This is a genomic window from Pseudomonas entomophila (assembly GCF_029193575.1).
Lineage (GTDB): Bacteria > Pseudomonadota > Gammaproteobacteria > Pseudomonadales > Pseudomonadaceae > Aquipseudomonas > Aquipseudomonas entomophila_G.
Genome location: NZ_JARGCS010000002.1, coordinates 1 through 4,317 on the forward strand (window position 1 = coordinate 1; position 4,317 = coordinate 4,317).

At 67.8% G+C, this 4,317-nt stretch carries 2 protein-coding genes; both read right to left on the minus strand.

The annotated features are described in order from the left end of the window. Nucleotides 1-2,504, minus strand: a 2,504-nt coding sequence (locus P0Y43_RS00165) for a condensation domain-containing protein (RefSeq protein ID WP_275635280.1), incomplete at its 3' end; no start/stop codon positions are given. Then, nucleotides 2,497-4,317: amino acid adenylation domain-containing protein (locus P0Y43_RS00170; RefSeq protein WP_275635281.1), on the minus strand; the 1,821-nt coding region annotated here is incomplete at its 5' end. The genes P0Y43_RS00170 and P0Y43_RS00165, both read right to left, overlap by 8 nt.

A 4,317-nucleotide genomic window follows, 5' to 3' on the forward strand; every position in this document is an offset into this window, starting at 1 on the left:
AGCTCAGCGTCGAGCACGTAGGTTTGCAGGTTGGCGATCGGTTGGCCGATCGGCACGGCATCGCGGCCTTCGTCGCGGCAGGTCCAGTGGGTGACGTCGATGGCGGCTTCGGTTGGGCCGTAGAGGTTGTACAAGCCCGCGTTCGGCAAGCGAGCCAGGACCTGGTCCTGGGCATCCACCGGCAGCGCTTCACCGCTGCACACGATGCGGCGCAGGCTGGTGCAGGAGGCGACCTGCTCATCGAGCAGGAACATCTGCAGCATCGACGGCACGAAGTGCAGCGTGCTGACCTGGTGCTCGTTGATCAGCTCGACCAGACGGCGTGGGTCGCGGTGGTCGCCAGGACCGGCGACGGCCAGGCGGGCGCCGGTCATCAGCGGCCAGAAGAACTCCCAGACCGAGACGTCGAAGCTGAACGGGGTCTTTTGCAGCACGGTGTCGCCAAGGCCCAGGCCGTAGGCGTGCTGCATCCAGCACAGGCGGTTGGTCAACGCGCGATGACGGTTGCCAGCGCCTTTCGGTTTGCCGGTGGAACCGGAGGTGTAGATGACGTAGGCCAAATGCTCGGGCGCGACTTCAACGGAGGGGGTTTCTACCGAGAAGCTTTCGAGCGACAGGGTATCCAACGCCAGCAACGGCAGCCCTTCGGGACACGGCAGCGTCAGGTGCGATTGGGTCAGCAGCAAGCCGATGCGGCTGTCCTCGATCATGTAGGCCAGGCGGTCTTCGGGGTACTCAGGATCGAGCGGCACATAGGCGCCCCCGGCCTTGAGGATCGCCAGCAGGCCGACGACCATTTCCAGGCTGCGCTCGACGGCGATACCGACCAGCACCTCGGGGCCAACGCCCAATGCGATCAACTGGTGCGCCAGTTGGTTGGCGCGCTGGTTCAGCTCGACGTAGCTCAGTTCCTGCGCGCCAAAGCGCAAGGCCGGGGCATTCGGGGTGGCCAGCACCTGCTGTTCGATCAGGTGATGCACCGGGGTATCGAGCGGGTAGTTGGTCACGGCGGTGTCGTTCCACTGCTCGACGATCAACGCCTGCTCCTCGGCGTCCAGCAACGGCAGCTCCGCCACGTTCGCTTCAGGGTTGGCGACGATGCCGTGCAGCAGGTTGATCCAGTGCCGCCCCATGCGCTCGATGCTGGCGCGCTCGAACAGATCGCTCGCGTAGATCAGCACCGCGCTCAGCGCTTGCCCCGAGTCCTGGGTTTCCAGGGTCAGGTCCAGCTGCGCGGTCCCGGCATCCCACGCCAGCGCCTCGACCGAGAGCCCCGGCAAGGCCAGCGCATCCGCCTGACGCACCGCATCCTGGTGGTTGTACATCGCCTGGAACAGTGGGTTGTGGCTCAGGCTGCGCGTCACGCCCAGCGCCTCGACCAAGTGCTCGAACGGCAGGTCCTGATACTCCTGCGCCTCGCGCACCTGCTGCTCGACCCGGCGCAGCAAGGCGGCGAAGCCCTCGTCGCCACGCACCTGGGCCGCCAGCACCTGGGTGTTGACGAACAGCCCGATCAACCGCTCGGTTTCCAGGCGGTTGCGGTTGGCCACCGGCACGCCGACACGGACCTCGTCCTGGCCGCTGTAGCGGTGCAGCAGCGCCTGGAACGACGCCAGCAGCAGCACGAACAGACTCACGCCCTGCCCTCGCGCCAGCGTGCGCAGCCCCTGCTGCAACGCTGGCGGCACGCTGACCTCCAGGCGCGCGCCGGCAAAGGTCATGCTGGCCGGGCGTGGATGGTCGATGGGCAGCTCCAGCACCTGCTCGGGGTCGCCGAGTTGGGCCTTCCAATAGCCCAGCTGGCGCTCGCGCTCACCGGACTCCATCCACTGCCGCTGCCAGGCCGCGAAGTCACCGTACTGCACCGGCAATGCCGGCAGCTGGCCTTCGACCGCAGCGTAGCCGGCCATCAGTTCCTCGACCATCACCGACATCGACCAGCCATCGGTGACGATATGGTGCAGCACCAGCACCAGCAGGTGCTCGCCCTCGCCCAGGCGCGCCAGGCGCACCCGCAACAGCGGGCCGTGCTGCAAGTCGAACGGTTGCGCGGTCAGCTCGGCCACGCAGGCCCGCAGACGTTGCTCGCGGTCCGCGCCGCTGGCCTCGAGCGTGGTCTGCTCGATGACGACCGGGGCGCTGGCGTCGATCACCTGGGTCATCTGCCCGTCGACCTCGACGAAGCGCGTGCGCAGGCTGGCATGGCGCTCGACCAGGCAGGCGAAACTGGCCTGCAGGCGGGCGATGTCCAACGCGCCGCGCAGCACCAGCGCGGTGGGAATGTGGTAGGCACTGGCGGTGGGCTCCAGTTGCCAGAGGAACCACTGGCGCTGCTGCGCATAGGACAGCGGCAGGCGCTCGCCGGCAGCGGCCGGAACGATCGGCAGCCGGGCCACGTCGATGCCCATGTCGTGCAGCTTGGCGAAAAGCTGGCGGCGCTTGTCGCCGCCCAGCCCCTTGATGCGCTCGACCAGTTGCTGGTTGCGCCCTGCGTGTTCAGACATTGTCCATCTCCAGTTCATCCAGGACGCCGAAGATCTGGTCCAGCTCCGCCTCGCGCGCTTGCGCCGAGGTGTCCTGGGCCAGGTGCGCGGCCAGCTCGCCAAGCGTGCGCAGGCCGTGGAATTCGCGGATCTTCAGTTCCACATTGAGTTCGCCGCGCAGGCGCGAGAGCAGCATCACCAGTTGCAGCGAGTGCCCGCCAAGGGCGAAGAAATCATCGTTCAGGCCCACCCGCTCGACGCCGAGCACGTCCTGCCAGATCAGCGCCAGGCGCTGTTCCAGGTCGCTTTGCGGGGCCACGTAGGCTTGTTGCAGCAGGCTCGCGTCCGGGGCTGGCAGCGCCTTGCGGTCGAGCTTGCCATTGGTGGTCAGCGGCAGTTCGGCGAGCAGCAGCAGGTGCGCCGGGACCATGTATTCCGGCAGCTGGCCGCGCAGGCCGGCCTTGAGCTGGTCGCGGGCGTCGGCCTGGGCTTCGGGGCTGGCGTCGGCCAGCGCTGCATCTTTCGGCACCACGTAGGCCACCAGTTGCAGCGCCTCGCCTTCGCCATGCGGCAATACCGCCACACTGCCCACCGCTGGGTCGGCCAGCAGGCGCGCTTCGATTTCGCCCAGTTCGATGCGGAAACCGCGGATCTTCACCTGGTGGTCGATACGGCCGATGTACTCGATCACGCCGTCGGCCTGGTAACGGGCCAGGTCGCCGGTGCGGTACAGGCGGCCGCCGTCGTTGCCGAACGGGTCGGGGATGAAGCGCGTCGCGCTCAGGTCGCCCCGGTTCAGGTAGCCACGCGCAAGGCCCGCGCGACCGACGTAGAGCTCGCCGACGCAGCCTTTGGGCACCGGGTTGAGGTCGCCGTCGAGCAGGTACCACGACAGGTCCTGGATCGGCTCGCCGATCGGGCTGCTGGCTTCCCGTTCCAGGTCGGCCAGGGCCAGCGGGCGGTAGGTCACGTGCACGGTGGTTTCGGTGATGCCATACATGTTCACCAACTGCGGGGCCTGGTCGCCGAAACGCTCGAACCAGGGGCGCAGGCTTTTCACGTCCAGCGCTTCGCCACCGAAGATCACTTGGCGCAGTTGCTGTTCGCCCGGTTCGGTGCAGGCGACCTGCATCAACGCCTTGAAGGCCGACGGGGTCTGGTTCAGCACTGTGACGCCCTGTTCGCACAGCAGTTGGTAGAACTCGCGCGGCGAGCGGGTGACGTCCTGCGGCACCACCAGCAGGCGGCCGCCGTAGAGCAGCGCGCCGAAGATCTCCCAGACCGAGAAGTCGAAGCCGTAGGAGTGGAACAGGGTCCAGACATCCTGCGGGCCGAAGTCGAACCACTGATCGGTGGCGCTGAACAGGCGCAGCACGTTGCGGTGCGCCAGCAAGGTGCCCTTTGGCTTGCCGGTGGAGCCGGAGGTGTAGATGACGTAGGCCAGGTTGTCCGGGCCGACTGCGGTGACCGGGTCGTCGTCGCGCGAGGCGCTGTCGCCCAGCAGCAATACCGGCAATTGCTCGGGCAGCGGCAGGCGCTCCAGCACCTGTGGCTGGGCCAGCAGCAAGGCGATGCCGCTGTCCTCGATCATGTAGGCCAGGCGCTCCTGCGGGTAGGCTGGGTCCAGCGGCACGTAGGCGCCGCCGGCCTTGAGGATCGCCAGCAGGCCGACGAGCATCTCCAGGCTGCGCTCCACGGCCAGGCCGACCAGCACGTCCGGGCCGACGCCACGGGCGATCAGTTCATGGGCCAGGGCGTTGGCCTGGCCATTGAGCTGGGCGTAGGTCAGTTGCTGGCCGTCGAAGCTCACCGCCACCGCGTCGGCGTGTTCGCG